The 20511-nt window shown below is 61.4% G+C and carries 13 protein-coding genes and 1 pseudogene; 11 read left to right on the plus strand and 3 right to left on the minus strand.

Annotated elements, in window-relative coordinates:
• Positions 1 to 54: 54 nt before the first annotated feature.
• From PSUM_RS04155 to PSUM_RS04205, 7 genes are all read left to right on the plus strand, one after another.
• Complete coding sequence (locus tag PSUM_RS04155) at positions 55 to 996, plus strand: LysR family transcriptional regulator (protein WP_020798327.1); 942 nt, start codon at positions 55 to 57, stop codon at positions 994 to 996.
• A gap of 2460 nt (positions 997 to 3456) precedes the next feature.
• Complete coding sequence (locus tag PSUM_RS04180; protein ID WP_083349049.1) at positions 3457 to 5037, plus strand: aldehyde dehydrogenase (NADP(+)); 1581 nt, start codon at positions 3457 to 3459, stop codon at positions 5035 to 5037.
• 90 nt (positions 5038 to 5127) lie between these two features.
• Positions 5128 to 6510, plus strand: a complete 1383-nt coding sequence (locus PSUM_RS04185) for an MFS transporter (protein WP_083349050.1) — start codon at positions 5128 to 5130, stop codon at positions 6508 to 6510.
• Positions 6507 to 7247 (plus strand): SDR family oxidoreductase, encoded by a 741-nt coding sequence (locus PSUM_RS04190; protein WP_083349051.1) that lies wholly within the window; start codon positions 6507 to 6509, stop codon positions 7245 to 7247. The genes PSUM_RS04185 and PSUM_RS04190 overlap by 4 nt, the downstream gene beginning before the upstream one ends.
• A 39-nt stretch (positions 7248 to 7286) precedes the next feature.
• The gene (locus PSUM_RS04195) at positions 7287 to 8135 is read left to right on the plus strand and encodes an ureidoglycolate lyase (protein ID WP_083349052.1); all 849 of its coding nucleotides are present in this window, start codon (positions 7287 to 7289) and stop codon (positions 8133 to 8135) included.
• Between the two features lie 126 nt (positions 8136 to 8261).
• On the plus strand, positions 8262 to 9011 hold the full coding sequence (locus PSUM_RS04200; protein WP_083349053.1) for an electron transfer flavoprotein subunit beta/FixA family protein: 750 nt from the start codon (positions 8262 to 8264) through the stop codon (positions 9009 to 9011).
• Positions 9011 to 9952, plus strand: a complete 942-nt coding sequence (locus tag PSUM_RS04205) for an electron transfer flavoprotein subunit alpha/FixB family protein (RefSeq protein WP_083349054.1) — start codon at positions 9011 to 9013, stop codon at positions 9950 to 9952. The genes PSUM_RS04200 and PSUM_RS04205 overlap by 1 nt, the downstream gene beginning before the upstream one ends.
• Positions 9953 to 9986: 34 nt before the next feature.
• Here the strand turns inward: PSUM_RS04205 and PSUM_RS04210 are convergent.
• Positions 9987 to 10169: pseudogene (locus PSUM_RS04210) on the minus strand (LysR family transcriptional regulator); the annotation flags it as partial.
• Between the two features lie 131 nt (positions 10170 to 10300).
• Between PSUM_RS04210 and PSUM_RS04215 the strand changes: the two are divergent.
• Entirely contained in the window at positions 10301 to 12082 is a 1782-nt protein-coding gene (locus tag PSUM_RS04215; protein WP_083349055.1) for an acyl-CoA dehydrogenase C-terminal domain-containing protein, read from the plus strand.
• Between the two features lie 204 nt (positions 12083 to 12286).
• Entirely contained in the window at positions 12287 to 13471 is a 1185-nt protein-coding gene (locus tag PSUM_RS04220) for an acetyl-CoA C-acyltransferase (RefSeq protein ID WP_020799135.1), read from the plus strand.
• Positions 13472 to 13519: 48 nt separating this feature from the next.
• Here PSUM_RS04220 and PSUM_RS04225 read toward each other — a convergent pair whose 3' ends face one another.
• Positions 13520 to 16216 carry a winged helix-turn-helix domain-containing protein gene (locus PSUM_RS04225; RefSeq protein WP_083349056.1) on the minus strand — a complete coding sequence of 899 codons (2697 nt, stop codon included), beginning with the start codon at positions 16214 to 16216 and terminating at the stop codon, positions 13520 to 13522.
• A gap of 222 nt (positions 16217 to 16438) precedes the next feature.
• Here PSUM_RS04225 and PSUM_RS04230 point away from each other — a divergent pair, with 222 nt between their 5' ends.
• A complete protein-coding gene (locus PSUM_RS04230) occupies positions 16439 to 17191 on the plus strand; it encodes an SDR family NAD(P)-dependent oxidoreductase (protein WP_083349057.1) in 753 nt (250 codons plus the stop codon).
• Between the two features lie 329 nt (positions 17192 to 17520).
• Here PSUM_RS04230 and PSUM_RS04245 read toward each other — a convergent pair whose 3' ends face one another.
• Positions 17521 to 18582: an MBL fold metallo-hydrolase gene (locus PSUM_RS04245; RefSeq protein WP_083349060.1), complete on the minus strand. Its 1062-nt coding sequence runs from the start codon at positions 18580 to 18582 to the stop codon at positions 17521 to 17523.
• Between the two features lie 221 nt (positions 18583 to 18803).
• On the opposite strand from PSUM_RS04245, the gene PSUM_RS04250 reads away from it, so the two are divergent.
• On the plus strand, positions 18804 to 20498 hold the full coding sequence (locus PSUM_RS04250; RefSeq protein ID WP_020799130.1) for a DUF1302 domain-containing protein: 1695 nt from the start codon (positions 18804 to 18806) through the stop codon (positions 20496 to 20498).
• Positions 20499 to 20511: the final 13 nt, after the last annotated feature.

A 20511-nucleotide genomic window follows, 5' to 3' on the forward strand; every position in this document is an offset into this window, starting at 1 on the left:
TGAGATAATTTCAGTATTCGATAACGTGCAGTTATTGCTCGACGAGGGGTGCCCATGTCGGAACTTTCATTTTCCAGCGTTTGCGGATGGCTCAAATTCAGGCATTTGCAGCTGATCGATACCCTCGGGCGCACGCGCAACATGCACCTGGCAGCGCAACAGATGAATCTCAGCCAACCGGCCATCAGCAAGATGCTCAAGGAAATCGAAAGCCTGCTCGGTTTTGCCTTGTTCGAACGCCTGCCGCGCAGCATGCCGCCCACGGCGCTCGGTGAGCATGTGCTGCGCTATGCGCAGATTGCCCTGAACGATGCACGTTCGTTTGTCGAACAGATAAGCAGCCTGCGCGAGGGTGGTCACGGCCACCTCAGGATTGGCGGTATTTTCGCCGCCACCGCCGTGGCCTTGCCCGAGGCCATTTTGCAGATCAAGGAACGCTGGCCCTTACTGTCGATCGAGGTGGTGGAGCAAACCAGTAACCACCTGATGAAAATGCTCGAGGAAAAAAACCTCGACCTGGCCATCGCCCGGTTCACCGATCAAACCCAGCAGCAGCGCTACGACTTCCAGCCGCTGGCGCCCGAACCGTTCTGCATCGTGGTCAACGACCGTCATCCGCTGGCCGGTGCCGGACCTCTCTCATTGCAGCAATTGGTGGACTTGCCGTGGATTCTCTACCCGGTAGGCACCCCCATTCGCGGCCGCATGGAACTGGCATTCGCCGAAGCTGGCGTGGGCATGCCTCGCAACACCGTCGATACCATCTCCATGCAGACCTTCCTGCAGGTGCTGCAACGCGGGCCAATGATCGGCATGCTACCCCATGCCATGGTCGATCCGCTGCTCAAGAGCGGCCAGCTCAAGACCCTGGATACACCACTGCACCTGGTGCCACAGGACTACGGCATCCTCACGCGCAAGGGCGAGCAACTGCTGGGGCCAGCCCTGGAGTTTGCCGAGATATTGAAAGAGAACGCCCGGCTGGCGGCGAGTTGAAAACGATCGCAATGCGGATAGACCTGCAGAAATTTGTGATTTTTTGTAGATGGCTCCAATGCCCTGTGGGCGATTGTTGTCGGAGTACATATCCATTGCTGCGGTAACGGCCACCTATGGTTTCGCCCTTACGGCGACTCCCTTTTTCAAACGCCGGAGTGCCCGCCCAGCAAAAAGGAAGCAAAAGGCTTTTGCCCCACCACTCGGTGCCTCGCTGGGGCTCGGCATGCCCTCACTTCGGCCATCGTGGTTAACGGGGCGCTCGCGATCAACAGCAAAGCGAGGCGGCCTTAAAGCCGACCTGACTTTGACCGGTGCACCTGGATCCCCGGTGGGAGCGAGCCTGCTCGCGATTGATCGTTCCCACGCTCTGCGTGGGAATGCCGCCAGGGACGCTCCGCGTTCCGCTGACGACGCATTAATTGAGCCGTGCGCAACGTTGATGCGGTGTGTCACAGGAAGCCCTGTGTGAAATTGGCTGTCGGAGTGCATATCCATTGCCGCGGTAACGGCCTCCTATGGTTTCGCCCTTACGGCGACTCCCTTTTTCAAACGCCAAAAAGGAAGCAAAAGGCTTTTCCCCACCACTCGGTGCCTCGCTGGGGCTCGGCATGCCCTCACTCCGGCATTGCTCCGTGGGTCGCCGCGATGGGCCGTCCTTGGCCCAGCGCGGCTAAACCGGCGTCCTGCCGGTTTCCCCACTGCGCAATGCCTGCGTTCGGCCATCGTGGTTAACGGGGCGCCCGCGATCAAAAGCAAAGCGAGGCGGCCTTAAGGCCGACCTGACTTTGACGGGTGTACCTCGATCCCCTGTTGGCGATTGATCGTTCCCACGCTCTGCGTGGGAATGCCGCCAGGGACGCTCTGCGTTCCACTGACGACGCATTAACTGAGCCGTACGCAACGGTGATGCGAAGCGTCACAGGAAGCTATAGTGAGATTTATTGTCGGAGTGCATATCCATTGCTGCGATAACGGCCACTTATGGTTTCGCCCTTACGGCGACTCCCTTTTTCAAACACCAAAAAGGAAGCAAAAGGCTTTGCCCCACCACTCGGTGCCTCGCTTAGGCTCGGCATGCCCTCACTCCGGCATTGCTCCGTGGGTCGCCGCGATGGGCCATCCCTGGCCCAGCGCGGCTAAACCGGCGTCCTGCCGGTTTCCCCACTGCGCAATGCCTGCGTTCGGCCATCGTGGTTAACGGGGCGCCCGCGATCAACAGCAAAGCGAGGCGGCCTTAAAGCCGACCTGACTGTTACGGGTGAACCTGGATTTGATCGTTCCCACGCGCAGCAAAGGAATGCCGCCAGGGACGCTCCGCGTTCCGCTGACGACGCATTAATTGAGCCGTGCGCGACGGTGATGCGGGGCGTCACAGGAAGCCCTGTGTGAAATGGGTTGTCGGAGTGCATATCCATTGCTGCGGTAACGGCCACCTATGGTTTCGCTTTTACAGCGACTCCCTTTTTCAAACACCAAAAAGGAAGCAAAAGGCTTTGCCCCACCACTCGGTGCCTCGCTGTAGCTCGGCATGCCCTCTCTCCGGCATTGCTCCGTGGGTCGCCGCGATGGGCCGTCCCTGGCCCAGCGCGGCTAAACCGGCGTCCTGCCGGTTTACCCACTGCGCAATGCCTGCGTTCGGCCATCGTGGTTTAACGGGGCGCCCCAGATCAAAAGCCAAAGCGAGGCGGCCTTAAAGCCGACCCTGACTGTTATGGGTGTACCTGATCACTTGTGGGAGCGAGCATGTCGAATCGTCGCACCGTCGCGATGGTCGTTAACGATAATGCGGGGCACCTGGTAGCCCGCGGTGCTCTCAGGTTTTTCGCGAGCATGCTCGCTCCTACAAGGGGATCGCGGACAAGCCTGCAATCAGGTCGGCTTTAAGGCCGCCTCGCTGTTGCTCTGGCTTTTGATGTTCTTGCCCCCTCGAGAGGCCGAGTGGAGGTTCTGCGCAGTGGGTAAACCGGCATGGATGCCGGTTTAGCCGCGCTGGGCCAGGGATGGCCCATCGCGGCGGGCCCACGGAGCAGGACCGGAGCGAGGGTACCCCGAGCCTTAGCGAGGGGCCGAACGCCAGGGGCAAGAGCCCTTGGTTACTTAGGGCCGGGCGGCGTTCCGTTTTTCCAAGTGACTCGCTGTAAGAGCGAAACCCTAAGTGGCCGTTACCGCAGCAATGGATATGTACTCAGTCACAAACCCCCATTGGCCGCCAGTACGCCTTCGCCGGCAAGCCTGCTCCTACAGTAAAAGCGAAACCCTAGCTGGCCGTTACCGCAGCAACGGATACAAACCCGAATAAGGGACCCGCAGCCCCCTACCTAAAGTGAACAGCATCATGGAATTGATGGTTTTTTCGATAACAGATCGTTATCGGTTAATCCGAAAATGCCATTGGGAATGAATCGATTCGCGACAGTAAAGTAGCGCCTGGCTTCCAATCAGGGTTAGGAGACTGTCATGCCCGAACTGTCCGGACACAATTTCATCGCCGGTGGCCGCAGCGCCGCCGGACCGGTCGTGCTGCACAGCGTTGACGCGACGACCGGGCAAGCGCTGCCCACGGCCTTCTTCCAGGCCACGGCCGAGGAAGTGGACGCCGCTGCCAGGGCCGCAGCTTCAGCAGATCCGATCTACCGTAACTTGTCAGCCGCGCGCCGGGCCGAATTTCTTGAAGCGATTGCCAACGAGCTGGATGCACTGGGTGATGATTTTGTAGCCCTGGTCTGCCAGGAGACGGCCCTGCCGTCGGCACGCATCCAAGGTGAACGCTCGCGTACCAGCGGCCAGATGCGGTTGTTTGCCCAGACCCTGCGTCGCGGCGACTTCTACGGGGCGCGCATCGATCTGCCACTGCCTGAACGTCAACCCTTGCCGCGTGTCGATATACGCCAGTGTCGCCTGGGTGTCGGCCCGGTTGCGGTGTTCGGCGCGAGTAACTTTCCGTTGGCATTCTCGACCGCCGGTGGTGATACCGCCGCTGCGCTTGCCGCGGGCTGCCCGGTGGTGTTCAAGGCCCACAGCGGGCACATAGCGACCGCCGAACGGGTGGCCGAAGCCATCATTCGAGCCGCCGAGCAGACCGACATGCCCAAGGGCGTGTTCAACATGATCTTCGGTGCTGGCGTCGGCGAGGCGCTGGTCAAGCATCCGCTGATACAGGCCGTCGGGTTCACCGGTTCACTCAAGGGCGGCAGGGCGCTGTGCGACATGGCGGCTGCACGTGCGCAGCCGATCCCGGTGTTCGCCGAGATGAGCAGCATCAACCCGGTATTGGTGTTGCCTCAAGCGTTGCAGGTTCGCGGCGAGCGTATCGCCAGCGAACTGGCGGCGTCGGTGGTCATGGGGGCGGGGCAGTTTTGCACCAATCCCGGCCTGGTCATCGGCATCCGCTCTGCGGCGTTCAGCGGGTTCGTGCAGACCCTCGCGGCTTTGTTGGCCGATCAATCGCCGCAAACCCTGCTCAATGCCGGTGGCCTGCGCAGTTATGTGCAGGGTTGCGAAGCGTTGCTGGCGCACCCGCAAATCACCCGGCTGGCCGGCCAGGCGCAGCAGGGCAACCAGGCTTGTGCCCAGTTGTTCCAGGCCGATGTCAGCCTGCTGCTGACAGGTAATGAACTGTTGCAGGAAGAAATCTTCGGCCCGGCCACCGTGGTGGTTGAAGTCGCTGATCGAGCTGAGCTGTTGGCGGCCTTGCAAGGGTTGCGCGGTCAGTTGACAGCGACATTGGTGGGTGAGCTCGAGGAGCTTGAAGCGTCTGCCGACCTGGTCGCGCTGCTTGAGCATAAAGTCGGCCGCGTACTGATCAATGGCTATCCAACGGGTGTGGAAGTCTGCGAGGCCATGGTCCACGGCGGCCCTTGGCCGGCGACGTCGGATGCCCGTGGCACGTCGGTAGGCACGTTGGCCATCGATCGCTTCCTGCGTCCGGTGTGCTATCAGAACTTCCCTGATGCCTTGCTCCCGCAAGCCCTGCAGAACCGCAACCCATTGGGGCTTGCGCGCCTGGTCAATGGAGAAAAAACCACAGCGGCACTCTAGTCATCGTTCCATCGCCGAGTGAACGGTTCGCTCGGCCTGACCCATTCGATAAAAACAATCAGGCATGTCCACATGCCCAGGGGTTACCTCATGCAAACGATATCCGAGCAAATACCTGCGCAGGCGAGCGCTGGCGAGCTCGACTTTGAAGACCGGACCTACCGCAAGGTCATCTGGCGCATCCTGCCCGTCCTGCTCCTGTGCTATATGGCGGCCTACCTGGACCGGGTCAACATCGGCTTTGCCAAGCTCGACATGCTCAACGAGCTGCAATTCAGCAATACCGTCTATGCCTTGGGCGCCAGTATGTTCTTCTGGGGCTACTTCCTCTTTGAAGTGCCGAGCAACCTGTTGCTGCATCGCTACGGTGCACGCTTCTGGATTGCGCGGATCATGTTGACCTGGGCCGTGATCTCCATGGCCGTAGCCTTCACCGTACCGCTGGCGGGTTTTTTCCATATCGAATCGAGCACCATGTTCTACGTGCTGCGTTTCCTGTTGGGGATCTGTGAAGCCGGCTTCTTCCCCGGGGTGATTCTCTACCTCAACTACTGGTTTCCGACCCATCGGCAAAGCCGGGTGATGTCCGGATTCCTGATGGCCATGCCGATCAGCCTGACCTTGGGCGGTATCCTTTCCGGTTGGTTGATGAACAGCATGCAAGGTGTGCATGGTATGTCCGGCTGGCAGTGGATGCTGATCATCGAAGGCATTCCTTCGGTAATCATGGCGTTCGTCGTGATCGTCTGCCTGGCCAATAACATCGACTCCGCCAAATGGCTGTCGGCTGCGGAAAAAGCCTTGCTCAAGGCTAATCTGCAAACCGACAACCAGGGCAAGGCCTCGCGCTTGAGCGAAGTGTTCTTCAACCCGCGGGTGTGGCTGCTGGTGCTGATCCTGCTGACCTTCAACACCGGATTCTACGGCCTGGCGTTCTGGATGCCCTCGATCATCAAGAGCACGGGTATCACCAACAGCCTGCACATTGGCTTGCTGACCGCCATTCCCTATGCCGTGGCAGTCGTGGCAATGCTGCTCAACGCCCGCCACTCCAACCGCACCGGTGAGCGACGCATGCACGCGGCGATTCCGGCATTCATCGGTGGCGTCGGCCTGATCCTCAGCGCTTACTTTGCGAACAACCTGGTGCTGTCGGTGTTCTTCCTCAGTATCGCCGCTTCCGGGATTCTCAGCCTGATGCCGATTTTCTGGACCCTCCCGGGAACCGTGCTGTCGGGTGTCGCTGCGGCAGCCGGCATCGGCATGATCAACGCCTTCGGCAATCTGTCTGGCTTCACCGGTTCGATGATCACTGCCGTGGCGGAGAACCTCACCGGCAATATCAACAACGGAACTTATGTATTGGCGCTGTGCCTGTTCGTCAGCGGCGGGCTGATCCTGGCCATTCCCGCATCGATGCTCGGCAGGACTGCCAAAACCGCAATCACTCCCGCGAAGCTGGAGACGGCATGAACCTGCAGGACAAACGCGTGCTGATCACGGCAGCAGGCCAAGGCATCGGCATGGCCAGCGCCCTGGCCTTTGCCAGGGCCGGTGCCGAGGTGTTTGCCACGGACATCGATATCCAGGGGTTGGCGGGCGTCGAGGGCATCACTGCCCTCAGCCTGGACGTGACGTCAGCCCGTGCCATCGGCGAAACCAGTGAACGTATCGGTGGACTGGACGTACTTTTCAACTGCGCGGGTTATGTGGCCAGTGGCAACATTCTCGAATGTGACGAAGCGTCCTGGGCGCGTTCGATGGACATCAACGTCACCGCCATGTACCGGATGATCCGCACGTTCTTGCCTGGCATGCTGGAGCGTGGTGGCGGTTCGATCATCAACATGTCTTCGGTGGTATCGAGCGTCAAAGGCGTGCCCAACCGATTCGCCTATGCTGCCAGCAAGGCCGCCGTGGTGGGATTGACCAAAGCCGTTGCCGCTGACTTCATTGGCCAGGGCATTCGCTGCAATGCGATTTGCCCGGGTACCGTGGAGTCGCCGTCGCTGCGCCAGCGCATTGCTGTCCAGGCCGCGCAACAAGGCGTTGACGAAGCGCAGGTCTACCGGCAATTCCTCGACCGCCAGCCCATGGGACGAATCGGCAGCGCCGAAGAGATCGCCCAGTTGGCCTTGTACCTGGGCAGCGATGCGTCTGCCTATACCACGGGCGGTGTGCATGTCATCGATGGCGGCATGAGCATCTGACACCCGCTTTGCACTATTGCGTTCAAGCAGGAGAACCACATGAAACTGTTGCGTTATGGCGAAAAGGGGTCGGAGAAGCCGGGCCTGCTGGATGCCGACAATCAAATCCGCGATCTCTCTGGCCACGTGCAGGATATCACCGGGCAGGTCCTGAGCCCTGAAAGCCTGGCAACGCTTGCTGCGATCGATCCAGCCAGCCTGCCGATCGTTGCCGGGCAGCCGCGTATTGGTGCTTGTGTGGGGCAAGTCGGGAAGTTTATCTGCATCGGGCTGAACTACGCCGACCATGCGGCAGAGTCGAACATGGAAGTGCCCAAGGAGCCAATCATCTTCGGCAAATGGACCAGTGCCATCTGCGGCCCGAACGACAACCTTGAGATTCCGCGGGGCTCGCTCAAGACTGATTGGGAGGTGGAACTTGGCGTGGTCATCGGCAAAGGCGGGCGATACATCGATGAAGCCAACGCCATGGAGCATGTCGCCGGCTACTGCGTGATCAACGATGTCTCTGAGCGTGAATGGCAACTGGAGCGCGGCGGTACCTGGGACAAGGGCAAAGGCTTCGATACGTTCGGCCCGCTCGGCCCGTGGCTGGTCACCCGGGATGAAATTGCCGACCCGCATGCCCTGGACCTGTGGCTGGAGGTTGACGGCCACCGCTACCAGCAAGGCAACACGCGCACGCTGATCTTCAATGTGCCGCAACTGATTGCCTACCTGAGTCGCTGCATGAGCCTGCAACCGGGCGATGTGATTTCCACGGGCACGCCACCGGGCGTCGGGCTGGGCATCAAGCCGCAGCCGGTCTTCCTGCGTGCGGGGCAGACGATTCGCCTGGGCATCGCGGGCTTGGGCGAGCAGCGACAGGTGACCGTGCAAGCGGATTGACCAAGGATAACGACGCCGAAGGAGGGGGGTGTACGGACGTATCACCCACCCATTCAAGGGAGGGTAAGGCATGTCGCCCTTTGGGTAAGCTTCGAATACCCAATCTTTATGCAGGCGACAATTCCAATGAAAGTAATGGCTGCAGTAAAGCGAGTGGTCGACTACAACGTCAAAGTCCGGGTGAAGGCGGACGGTACTGGCGTCGACCTCTCCAACGTGAAAATGGCAATGAACCCCTTTTGCGAAATCGCCGTGGAAGAAGCGGTTCGCCTCAAGGAACAAGGGGTCGCCAGCGAAGTGGTAGTAGTCACCGTGGGTTCTTCGGGTGCGCAGGAGCAGTTGCGCACCGCACTGGCGCTGGGTGCTGATCGTGCCATTCTCGTCGAAGCGGCAGATGACCTGGGTTCGCTGGCGGTTGCCAGGCTGCTCAAGGCGGTGGTCGACAAGGAACAACCGCAATTGGTGATCCTCGGCAAGCAAGCGATCGACAGTGATAACAACCAGACTGGCCAGATGCTTGCTGCATTGAGCGGCTACGGTCAGGGCACGTTCGCCTCCAAAGTCGAAATCAGCGGCGACAGCGTAGCCGTCACCCGTGAAATCGACGGCGGCGCGCAGACCGTTTCCCTGAAGCTGCCGGCCATCGTCACCACCGACCTGCGTTTGAACGAGCCGCGCTACGCGTCCCTGCCCAATATCATGAAAGCCAAAAAGAAGCCTCTCGAGACGCTGACTCCCGACGCTTTGGGCGTTTCCACTGTCTCCACCAACAAGACCCTAAAAGTCGAGGCCCCGGCGGCACGCAGCGCGGGAATCAAGGTCAAGTCGGTGGCAGAACTGGTCGAGAAACTGAAAAACGAAGCGAAGGTGATCTGATGACTATTTTGGTAATTGCTGAACACGACAACCACACAGTGGCTGCGGCCACACTGAATACCGTGGCTGCCGCTGCCAAAATCGGTGGTGAGGTGCACGTGTTGGTGGCAGGTGCCGGCGTGGCTGCGGTGGCTGAAGCCGCCGCAAGGATCGTGGGTGTGGCCAAGGTTTTGCTGGCCGACAACGTTGCGTACGCCCATCAACTGCCTGAGAACGTTGCGCCGCTGGTGACCGGGCTGGTGCTGGAACAGCGCTCGATCTACAACCACGTCCTGGCCCCGGCGACGTCCAACGGCAAAAATGTCCTGCCCCGGGTTGCCGCCGCGCTGGACGTCGACCAGATTTCCGAGATCATCGCCGTGCAAAGCGCCGACACCTTCCAGCGTCCCATCTACGCCGGTAACGCCATTGCCACCGTGCAATCCAACGCCTCGGTGAAAGTGATCACCGTGCGCGCTACCGGTTTCGATCCGGTGGCCGCTGTTGGCGGCTCGGCAACCGTCGAAGTCGTTGACACGCTTTACGACGCCGGCACTTCCAGCTTCGTTGGCGAAACCCTGGCTAAATCCGACCGCCCCGAGCTGACCGCCGCCAAGGTCATCGTTTCGGGGGGGCGTGGTATGCAGAACGGTGACAACTTCAAGCACCTGTACGCGCTGGCGGACAAACTCGGCGCAGGTGTCGGCGCTTCGCGTGCGGCGGTCGACGCAGGTTTTGTCGCCAACGACATGCAGGTCGGGCAGACCGGCAAGATCGTAGCGCCGCAGCTGTACATTGCCGTCGGTATTTCCGGCGCGATCCAGCACTTGGCGGGGATGAAGGACTCCAAAGTGATCGTGGCGATCAACAAGGACGAAGAAGCACCGATCTTCCAGGTGGCGGATTACGGGCTGGTGGCGGATTTGTTCGAAGCCGTGCCGGAGTTTGAGCGACTGGTTTGATTTTTCACGTGCTGAATTGGAGTTCGCTCATAGAGCGCATGCGCCGCCCAACCCGTACCAACAGCGGGTCATCGAGTTGTTCGCGCAAACGCGCCAGGGCGTTGCTCACGGTTGGCTGGCTGAGCGCCAGGCGCGAGGCAGCGCGGGAGACGTTCTGCTCGCGCAGCAGCACATCGAGGATGCGCAGCAGGTTGAGATCGAAGTTGGTTGTATTCACTTAGCAAATATCACGCATATGAAAATGAAATTTCTCAAATAGTAGGCGGCTGCTTAGGGTGTCGGCAATCCTTGTTTTTCTACTTGGAATATGGGTGTGGGCAAACTTTTTGACGATGTGGAGAGTAGGGCATGAGTTATCAAGCGCCGCTGCGCGATATGCGTTTTGTGCTGCACGAACTGTTTGACGTGAGCGGGCATTGCCAGCAACTGGACAACGGTCTGGACCGCGACACCATCGACGGAGTTCTCGAAGAGGCCGCGCGGTTTGCCGCCGAAGTAGTAGCACCGCTCAACCGCAACAGCGACGAGCAGGGCTGTCGGTTGCAGGATGGCGAGGTGACCACGCCGGATGGTTTTCGCCAGGCTTATAAACAGTTTGTCGAGCAGGGCTGGGCGAGCATGACCGGACCGCTGGAGTTCGGCGGGCAAGGCTTCCCGCAGATGCTGTCGGCGAGTTTCCACGAGATGCTGATGAGTGCCTCGTTGTCGTTTCGCGTCTACTCCGGGCTGACCGAAGGCACGGTCCTGGCCCTGGATCGCCATGGCAGCGCCGAACTCAAGCAGCGATACCTTGCGCAACTGGTCAGCGGCGAGTGGACGGGCACCATGTGCCTCACCGAACCCCAGGCCGGCTCAGACCTGGCACTGCTGCGCACCCGCGCCCAGCCCCAGGTGGATGGCAGCTACCAGCTCAGCGGCAGCAAGATCTTCATCAGCGGCGGCGAACAGGATTTGAGCGACAACATCATTCACCTGGTGCTCGCTCGATTGCCGGATGCACCGCCGGGTATCAAAGGGATCAGCCTGTTCCTGGTACCCAAGCGGCTGCTCGACGCCGATGGATCGCCCGCTGCGCGCAATGCCCTGAGCTGCGGGGCGCTGGAGCACAAGATGGGCATCAAGGGTGCGTCTACCTGCGTGATGAATTTCGACGGCGCCACGGGTTGGTTGGTCGGTCAGCCGAATCAAGGCCTGGCCTGCATGTTCACGATGATGAACGATGCGCGCTTCCAGGTTGGATTGCAGGGCCTGGGCATTGCCGAAGCGGCATTCCAGGGCGGCCTGGCCTATGCGCGCGAACGCTTGCAATCACGCGCCATCAAAGGTCCCGTGGCACTGGACAAGCCTGCCGATCCGATCATCGTTCACCCTGACGTACGGCGCATGCTGCTGATCCAGAAGACCCTCAGTGAAGGCTGCCGGATGCTTGCGGCCTATGCGGCCAGGCAACTGGATCTGGAGCACGGCGCCAGCGATCCGGCGGCACGTGAAGCCGCGGCCCGTCGTGCCGCTTTCCTCATTCCTGTGGTCAAGGCGTTCTTCACCGATTGCGGCCAGGAGGTGGCCAGCCTTGGCGTGCAGCTGTACGGCGGCCATGGGTTTATCCGCGAGTGGGGCATGGAGCAGTTGATGCGCGACAGCCGCATCACCCAGCTTTACGAAGGCACCAACGGCATCCAGGCACTGGACCTGATCCGTCGCAAGTTACTCGGTGATGGCGGCAGCGAACTCAACGCGTTGATCGACGAGTTGGCCACGCAGGTGCATCAGGCGACGGCTCAGCCAGAGATGGCCGAGCGGGTCGGACAGCGCCTTGAAGAGTGGCGAGCGCTGGGCCACTCGGTGCTGCAAGCCTGTCGCCACGATCCCGAGGAAATCGGCGCGGTGTCGGTGGATTTCCTCGCCTACTCGGCGTACGTGATGTTGGCGGCGCTGTGGTTGCAGGCGGCTGTACGTGCCAGCCAGGCATTGGCGGCGGGCAGTGGTGACGCGGCGTTCTACCAGGCCAAGCTGCAATCGGCGGACTTTTATCTGCGCCGGGTCCTGCCACGGGCCGGCGCGCATCGAGAGGCCTTGCTGGCCGGTGCGGGCTGCCTGATGGCCATGCCGGAGCGATCCTTCGCGTTCTGAAAAACCTGGGCTGTAACCTCAAAAGGGGGGGGCGGCCCAGCCAGTGAGCTGGCTACGCTTGCCCCACCCGGATCCTCTCGTTCTCATTAATCCACCTGCCCAACAGATGGACACTCGAACGCCGGAAATCGCCCGGTCCCTATCCCTCACCCCCAGCGGGCGGCACGTTGCCGCCTCTGCGACTGATCGTTGGAGCGCAATACCATGCAAGACGCCGTTATCGTTTCCACTGCCCGCACGCCCATCGCCAAGGCCTTCCGAGGGGCGTTCAACGATTTCAAATCGCCGTCGATGAGCGCGGTGGCGATTCGCGCCGCCGTCGAACGCGCGGCCATCGAGCCGGGCGAAATCGATGACCTGGTGCTGGGCACCGCCATGCAAAGCGGCACTGCAGCAACCAATCTGGCGCGCCTGTCTGCCTTGGCGGCTGGCTTGCCATTGTCGGTCAGCGGCCAGACCATCGATCGCCAATGCGCTTCGGGCCTGATGGCGATTGCCATTGCCGCCAAACAGATCATGGTGGATGGCATGCAGGTGACCATCGGTGCCGGTCAGGAGCAGATCAGCCTGGTACAAAACCCGCACACGCAATTCGCCGCCAATGAGCAGGATGCCAATGTGCAGCGCATGGCCGAGCATGCCTATATGCCGATGCTGCAGACCGCAGAAATCGTTGCCCGGCGCTACAACATCAGTCGCGAAGCCCAGGACGCCTACAGCCTGCAATCCCAGCAACGTACCGCAGCGGCCCAGGCAGCCGGCTTGTTCGCCGACGAGATCATACCGGTCAGCGTGCGCAAGAAAGTCGTCGACAAGCAAAGCGGTGCCATTAGCTACGAAGATGTGCGCCTGACCCTGGACGAAGGCAATCGCCCGCAAACCACCCTGGCCAATCTGCAAGCTCTGGCGCCAGTGCGCGAAGGCGGTTGCATCACCGCGGGCAATGCCAGTCAATTGTCCGATGGCGCCAGCGCGTGTGTGTTGATGAGCGGTGCATTGGCAGCCCGTTCCTCGGTAAGTCCATTGGGCTTGTATCGCGGCATCGCGGTGGCAGGTTTGGCGCCGGAAGAGATGGGCATCGGCCCGGTGCTGGCAATCCCCAAATTGCTCCGTCAGCACGGCCTGCGCGTGGATGATATCGGGCTGTGGGAAATCAACGAGGCCTTTGCCTGTCAGGTGTTGTATAGCGCGCAAACACTGGGCATCGACCCCGCAAAACTGAACGTCAATGGCGGGTCGATCGCCATCGGTCATCCCTACGGCATGAGTGGCGCGCGCATGGTTGGCCACGCGTTACTGGAGGGCAAACGCCGTGGGGTGAAGTACGTGGTGGTGAGCATGTGCGTCGGCGGTGGCATGGGCGCCGCCGGTTTATTCGAAGTGCTCTGATTTTCCCGGGCGCGCCATGTCATCTGGACGGCGCGCAATTGGCAAAAATCAGTCGATCAGCTTGTGATTGCGTGCCCAGACCATGGCGTCGTACCGGCTCGAAACGCCCAGCTTGGCGTAGATGTTGCGCAGGTTCCATTTCACCGTGTCCAGGCTGATGTCCAGCGTGTGGGCGATGCGCTTGCTCGACATGGCCTGGGAAACGAGGCTGAGGATCTCGCGTTCGCGTGGCGTCAATTGCGGCGCTTGCCCGGTGGTCGTGGTCCGCCGCGAACGTGATGTCGGGAGGGGCGGCGCGCAAGGGCCGGTGAGCTTGCCGAGCAGTTCGTCGACGTACTGACGCAGGGGGGTGTCCAGGGGGCTTTGGGATAGACGCGAAAGCAGTTTCTCGCTCAATGCCCCTTCATCCAGCAAGGTACGGACCAGCCCCAGGCGTCGCCCGTTCTCCACGGCCTCACGGAGTCGTGCGAGGGAGTCTTCCGGGCGATCGAGATCATCCAGCACGCCGGCACGCAGCAGGTCGGCGAGCACGCCAAGGCGGTGGCGCTGGAAACTATCGGCGTAGTGTCTCACTTCGTCCAAGGCTTGCAGGGCGGCTTGGGAGTCGACGCTAGTGAGAATCCGCGCCCGCGCCAAAGCGGCAATGGCCGGCAGTTCTGCCCGGCCACCGTGCTCGCTGCTGTGGTCGCGGGCAATCTCTTCGAGGGTTTGCAACAACTCCACGGCCTGATTACGCTGGCCCTTGACCAGGCTCACGCGGATCTGTTCGCCCAATAACTGAGCCACTGGGCGAATTTGTCCGAGGCTGCGCAGGTGGGAAATTTGCTGGCGCAGGAAGGCGAGGGCGGTATCCGGGCCTTTTTGCAACAGGTCCAGGCGGCTGCGGCTGATGTTGGTGCGCACAATGACATCGGGAACGGAGGAGTGCAGCAAGCCAGAGCGGTTGGCGATCAACTCGCGCGCGTCATCGATCCGGTCAAGCTCGTAAAACGCATCGGCCAGCAGGCTGGCACAGAGGTTGGCGCAGATCGATCGATGCCCACCCTCGCGTGTGGAGCGCTCGAGCAGTTCGGATACCAGCGGTTCGGCCACGCCGATTTCGCCGCAAACGATATAGGTGGTCAAGCGTGCCGATTCCGCGACCAATGCCATGTCATTGCCGCGATCCTGCGGGGGTATAGGATGAATGTCGAACAGGCGTCGGGCATCGGCATAGCGTCCCGCCGTGTAATAGGCCACGCACAGTGCCGCCAGCAGCATGTAGCGTAAGAAGGGATTGTCCATAGGTGCATCACGCACAGGTTCCAGCAAGGCAATGGTGCGCTCGCTGTCATCTTCCTGCACGGCGATGGCGGCATGGATCAGCGGTATGCCGCTGGCCAGTTCAGGGTGTTCGCTCAGGCCACTCGCCTGTAGACGCTCTAGCCAGGCTTTTGCACGTTCCGGACGCGAGGTCAGCGAAACCGTGATGCAGGCCAGGAACAGCAGGCGCTGGTGGCGAAACAGCACGTCCTCGGGCAAACGCTCCAACAGGCGTAAGGTCGGAGCGAGATAAGCCAGGCTCCAGGTCTTTGGCGCGCTCTGCTCTATCACCTGAATGGCAAACTCGACGTCGTCGCCCAGGCTGGCGTGGCGAACTGCCTCGGTCAGGCAGCTGTGTCCGGCGAACCAATGGGCTGCGAGGCGGTGCAAGGCACGGATGTCCTTTTTTCGACGCTCCAGGCGTGCGCTGAGGAATTCCCCGAACAGCGGCTGGAAGCGATACCAGGTCATGCGGTCTTCGGAGTCGACCCGATTGATCAGCAGGTTCTCGTCTTCCATGCGCTGAAGCAGTTCACCGGCGTTGGCATGGCCGGTCACGGCAGCGGCCATCGGGGCGTTGAAGCGGCGGAAGATCGACAACGTTTCGGCAACTTCGACCAGTTCTTCGGGCAGGTGCGCCACCACCTCTTCGCTCAGGTAGCTTTGCAGGTCGCTTGAGCGCCAGACCAGATCGTTGAGAATCGAGCGGGTTGAAGGGCGGTTCTTGAGCATGATGACGATCAGTTGCAGGCAAGAGGGCCAGCCGCTGGTCAGTTCCTGGATCAGGCTCAGTTCATCGGCATTGATCTTGTCCGTGCCCAGGTTCTCCTCCACGAAGGTGCGGGTCTCGGCCAGGTCAAACGGCAGTTCGACGCTTTCGATTTCAGCCAGTTGGTCCATGACGCGCAGTCGAGAGAGGCTTAACGGCGGATTGACCCGCGACACGAGCACCAGGTGCAGGTTGCCCGGACTCTGGTCGAGCAGCTTTTGAATCAGCTTGTGGGCAAGAGGGGTTTCCACATGGTGATAGTCGTCGACAATCAGGTAGAGCTCTTTGCTCAACTGGGTCGCAGCCTCGACGATAATCGCGACGCAGGCTTGCAACGCAGGCTCCGTGGTGTCCTCGCGGAGCAGGTCAATGTCCACTTCAATGCCCAACCGCCGCAATCCTTCGAAAAACGCTGAGCAGAAGGCGGTGTAGCCCTTGTCCTCGACCGTCAGCGACACCCAGGCCACTTCCGCGCCGGCCATGAGCCGGTCCTGGCGCCACTGCGCCATCAGGGTCGTTTTACCGTAACCCGCAGCGCCGGTGACCAGCGCCAATTTGCAATGCTGCATGCGCTGAAGCTGAGCGAGCAGCGCGGTGCGAGGCACATGGCGGGTACCGATGCGCGGTGGTGAAAACTTGGTCGAAACCAGATGTCTGGCTGGGGTGTCTGGCAACTTCTTATCCTCGCGCCACGGTCACGGCGACTCACGCGCCGGGCGAAACTAGCCAACCTGTCGATGCAGGTCAAGATTTTACGATAGCTGCAGTTAAGCGCTTGTGGGATCAGGAGGTGCTCCAGTCAGTTCATGTCCTTCCGCAATGGGAGGGACGAGCGGGTGGATTTGTTTTTTAAGATCCGCCAGGTCCCCAATCCGGGTGCCAACGAAGGAATCACAATGAAACTGGATAATAAAGTAGCCGTCGTCACGGGCGCGGCATCAGGGCTTGGCCTGGCCACTTGCAAGGCGCTGGCGGCCGCGGGAGCCCAGGTAGTGGGGTTTGACCTGGATCAACAACGGCTCGATGCCGCGCTGGATGGCATCACCGGTATCACCGGCATCGCGGTCGACGTTGCCGACGAAGCCAGTGTCAGGGCGGGTATCGATACGGTGGTGCAGCGCTTTGGCGGGGTGCATGTGGCGGTGAACTGCGCGGGGATCCTGGGCCCCTGCAAGACGCTATCCAAAGGCCAGCTGTTTCCGACCGAGCTGTGGAACCGGGTGTTGGGGGTCAACCTCACGGGGACTTTCAATATCATCCGCCACGCGGCGTTGGCCATGTCCACGAACACACCCGAAGACAGTGGCGAGCGCGGTGTGATCATCAACACCGCCTCGGGTGCTGCCCGTGAGGGGCAGATGGGGCAGGCGGCCTACAGTGCGAGCAAGGCCGGCATCATAGGCATGACGCTGCCGATTGCCCGCGACCTGGCTGAACACGGCATACGCGTGGTGAGCCTGGCGCCAGGACTGTTCGAGTCCGGGATGTCCGCCGGCATGCCGGAAAAAGTCTCGGAAACCATCGTCAACGGTCTGCTGTTCCCACGCCGCATGGGCCATCCGCAAGAGTTCGCCGCGCTGGTGCGACATGTGGTCGAAAACGCCTACCTCAACGCGCTGACCCTGGACATACAGTGCGGCACTCGTTGAGTGGAACACGATCCTTGGCGGTGGCCCGAGTCATTATCGATCGCGTGAGGGCCTGAATCCTCTGTAGGAGCGAGCATGCTCGCGATAAACCCGAGAGCGCCGCGGGGTGTCAGGCTTGCCGCGTTATCGTTGACTTCCATCGCGAGCATGCTCGCTCCTACGCACACCGCAGCGACAAGGGATTGAGACAGTAGACGACCCTCGCGAGCGATCGCGTGAGCGGCCTGAGTCTTCTGTAGGAGCGAGCATGCTCGCGATAAACCCGAGAACGCCGCGGGGTGTCAGGCTTCCCGCGTTATCGTTGACGACCCTCGCGGGCATGCTCGCTCCTACAGGGGGGCGTACCAGGCTACGCCTTGTTCATCAAGAGAGACACTGACCTCACCGCGCAGCAACAAGTGGTTGAGGCAGGCCAGGGTTTCGCCGGTCGCCAGGGTGAAGCGGGTGGGGTCGTCGTTGCATACGGCGGTGCTGAACAGCAGCGTGAACAGATCGATGGCGCGTGCGGGCTCGTGCAAGCCTGCGCGTAACCGATCCAGCGCTCCCCATGCATCGGCTTGCAGTTGTTCGATGCGTGCATGCAGGACCCGGAAAGGTTTACCGTGAGACGGCAGCACCAGCACGTCGTCGGGCACACGACGACGCAGGGTGGCCAGGGATTCAAGCCAGTCGCTCAGCGGATCGGCATCCGGCTCGCTGGGCTGCACCGAGACGTTGGACGAGATACGCGGCAGCACCTGGTCGCCGGATATCAGCAGCTTGCGGTCGGCGTCATACAGGCAGGCGTGTTCCGGTGAATGGCCGGCACCCACCACCACTTCCCATGAATGCCCGCCGATGTTCAGCCGCTCGCCGTCGCGTATGCGTCGGTAGCTGTCGGGCAAGGGCGAGATCATGCGGCCGAAACTGCCGAAGCGCTGGCGGTATCGCTCCAGGGTCGGCCCGTCCCATCCGGCGCGCCGGTAGAACGCCAGCGTCTCCTCTGGCGCCGTGCGTGCGCTATCGCTGGCCAACAGGCGGCCTTGCAGGTACTCCAGGCGCGTCATCCACAAGCGACTGCCGGTGTGCCGGGTCAGCCAGCCGGCCATTCCGACATGGTCCGGATGAAGATGGGTAGCGATGACCCGGCTCAAGGGGGCCTCGCGTAACGTGCCTTCCAGCAATGGGCGCCATAACGCAACTGTCTGCTCGTCGTAAATGCCGCTATCGACCAGTGTGGTGCCAGCCCCGTCAGCCAGGAGCCAGACGTTGATGGCGCCCAGGGACACCGGCAGCGGTAGCCGCAGCCACTGCACGCCCGGCGCTATCGGTTCGGGTGCTCCGGCGGTGGGCAGCATGGCGAAAGGGTAGCTGATCGGCGCGCCCGCGCTGGCCGGTGTGTCGTGCGTCATGGTGTTCTCCCGTTTGTTGTTACCGCCGCCGCACCCGGTCAGGTGCGCAATCAGCTCGATGGGCCAGACGTTACCGGAGGGGGGGTAGGGGGGGCCCCCCCCTTTCAGAAAGGGGGGGGAGGACATCGGGCTGACGCTGGCACCCTTCGGAGCACTCGATCACTGATTGAGTGGCTTGCGAACCTGGATGTCCAGGTTCACCCAGGGGAGGAGGCACCCAGATGAATAACAAGAACAAATCGAATCAAAGTCATCCCGCCAGTTCTCATGCATTGAAGGCTACGGTCGTGGCCATGTGCGCGATTGCCTGCGGCAGCGCCAGTGCTATCGAGATCGATACCGGTAACGAAGACATCCAGCTGCGTTGGGACAACACCCTGCGCTACAACTTGGGTATGCGTACCGAAGGGCAGGACAGGGCGATCCTGGGCAACCCGAACAACGATGACGGCGACCGCAACTTCGACAAGCATCGACTGGTCAACAATCGCCTGGACGTACTCACAGAGTCGGACCTCATCTACAAGGGCAAGTATGGCGCCCGTGTCAGCGCCGCCCTATGGTATGACGCCGCCTATGCTGGAGATCTGGACAACGATAGCGTTGCCACCTCCAACCACCTCAACTCCAGTGGTCGCCCAGCCACCGGTCTAAGCCGCTACACCGACCGCTACTACGAAGGCCCGTCCGGTGAATGGATGGACGCCTTCGTGTTTGGCGAGTACGAAATGGGGGACATGCCGCTCAAGGCGCGCCTGGGTCGGCATACGGTCAACTGGGGTGAGTCGTTGCTCGGGGCTGGCGCCATCCATGGTATCTCCTACGGCCAGGCGCCACTGGATCAGGGCAAGGCATTGGCCTTGCCGGGGATCGAGGCCAAGGAACTGTACCTGCCGCGCAACCAGATTTCCGCGCAGTTGCAAGTCAACCCAGAGTGGTCGTTTGCTGCGCAGTATTTCTTCGAATGGCGGCCTTCGCGCGTGCCTGAGTCCGGCAGTTACCTGGGCTTCGCCGACATCTACCAGCAAGGTGGCGAGTCGTTCATCCTCAGCCCGACCCTGCGCGCCATCCATGGCGACGACATCGAGCCGCGCAACTCCGGTGACTGGGGCGTGATGACGCGTTGGAGCCCGGAATGGCTGGACGGCACCCTGGGGTTCTACGTACGCCAGTTCTCCGACACCCTGCCGCAGGTCATTCTGCTGGCCAACGCCCGCCCGCAGTACTACCTCAACTACGCCGACAAAATCGACATGTACGGCATCAGCCTGTCGAAGGAAATCGGCGGCATCAGCGTCGGTGCCGACCTCAACTACCGACGCAACATGCCGCTGGTGAGTTCGGCGGCGCGGGTCACCTCGACCGCGCAACTGCCGGACGACGGCGACATTCTCGGCGCCCGTGGCGACACCCTGCATGGTGTGCTCAACGCTATCGGCACCGTGAGCCCGACACCGTTCTTCGATGGCGCCAATTGGTCTACCGAGCTGACCTGGAGCCGTTGGATCTCGGTCAACGACGATCCGCTGCACCTGTTCAAGGGCTCGTCTGCCTACAAGGCCGTACCGACCAACATCGACGAAGTGTCCCGCGACGCCTACGGCATCGCGATCAACTTCACGCCCAACTGGTATCAGGTGTTCCCCGGTGGCGACCTGTCGCTGCCGATCAGTTACTCCCAGGGCCTCTCCGGCAACTCGGCGGTGGCGTCCGGCGGTAACAAGGATGCCGGCAGCTACGCGGTGGGCCTGGCGCTCGATCTCTACAGTCGCTACCGCTTCGACCTGAAGTACGTGGACTACTTCGGTGACTACTCGACCAACCCGGTGACCGGCGCGGCCCTGACCCCGAGTGGCAGCCAGGCTTTGCTGGAAGACCGTGGTGCGGTGTTCTTCACCTTCAAGACCACGCTTTGAGCTGCGCTTGACG

Source organism: Pseudomonas umsongensis, assembly GCF_002236105.1.
GTDB lineage: Bacteria > Pseudomonadota > Gammaproteobacteria > Pseudomonadales > Pseudomonadaceae > Aquipseudomonas > Aquipseudomonas umsongensis.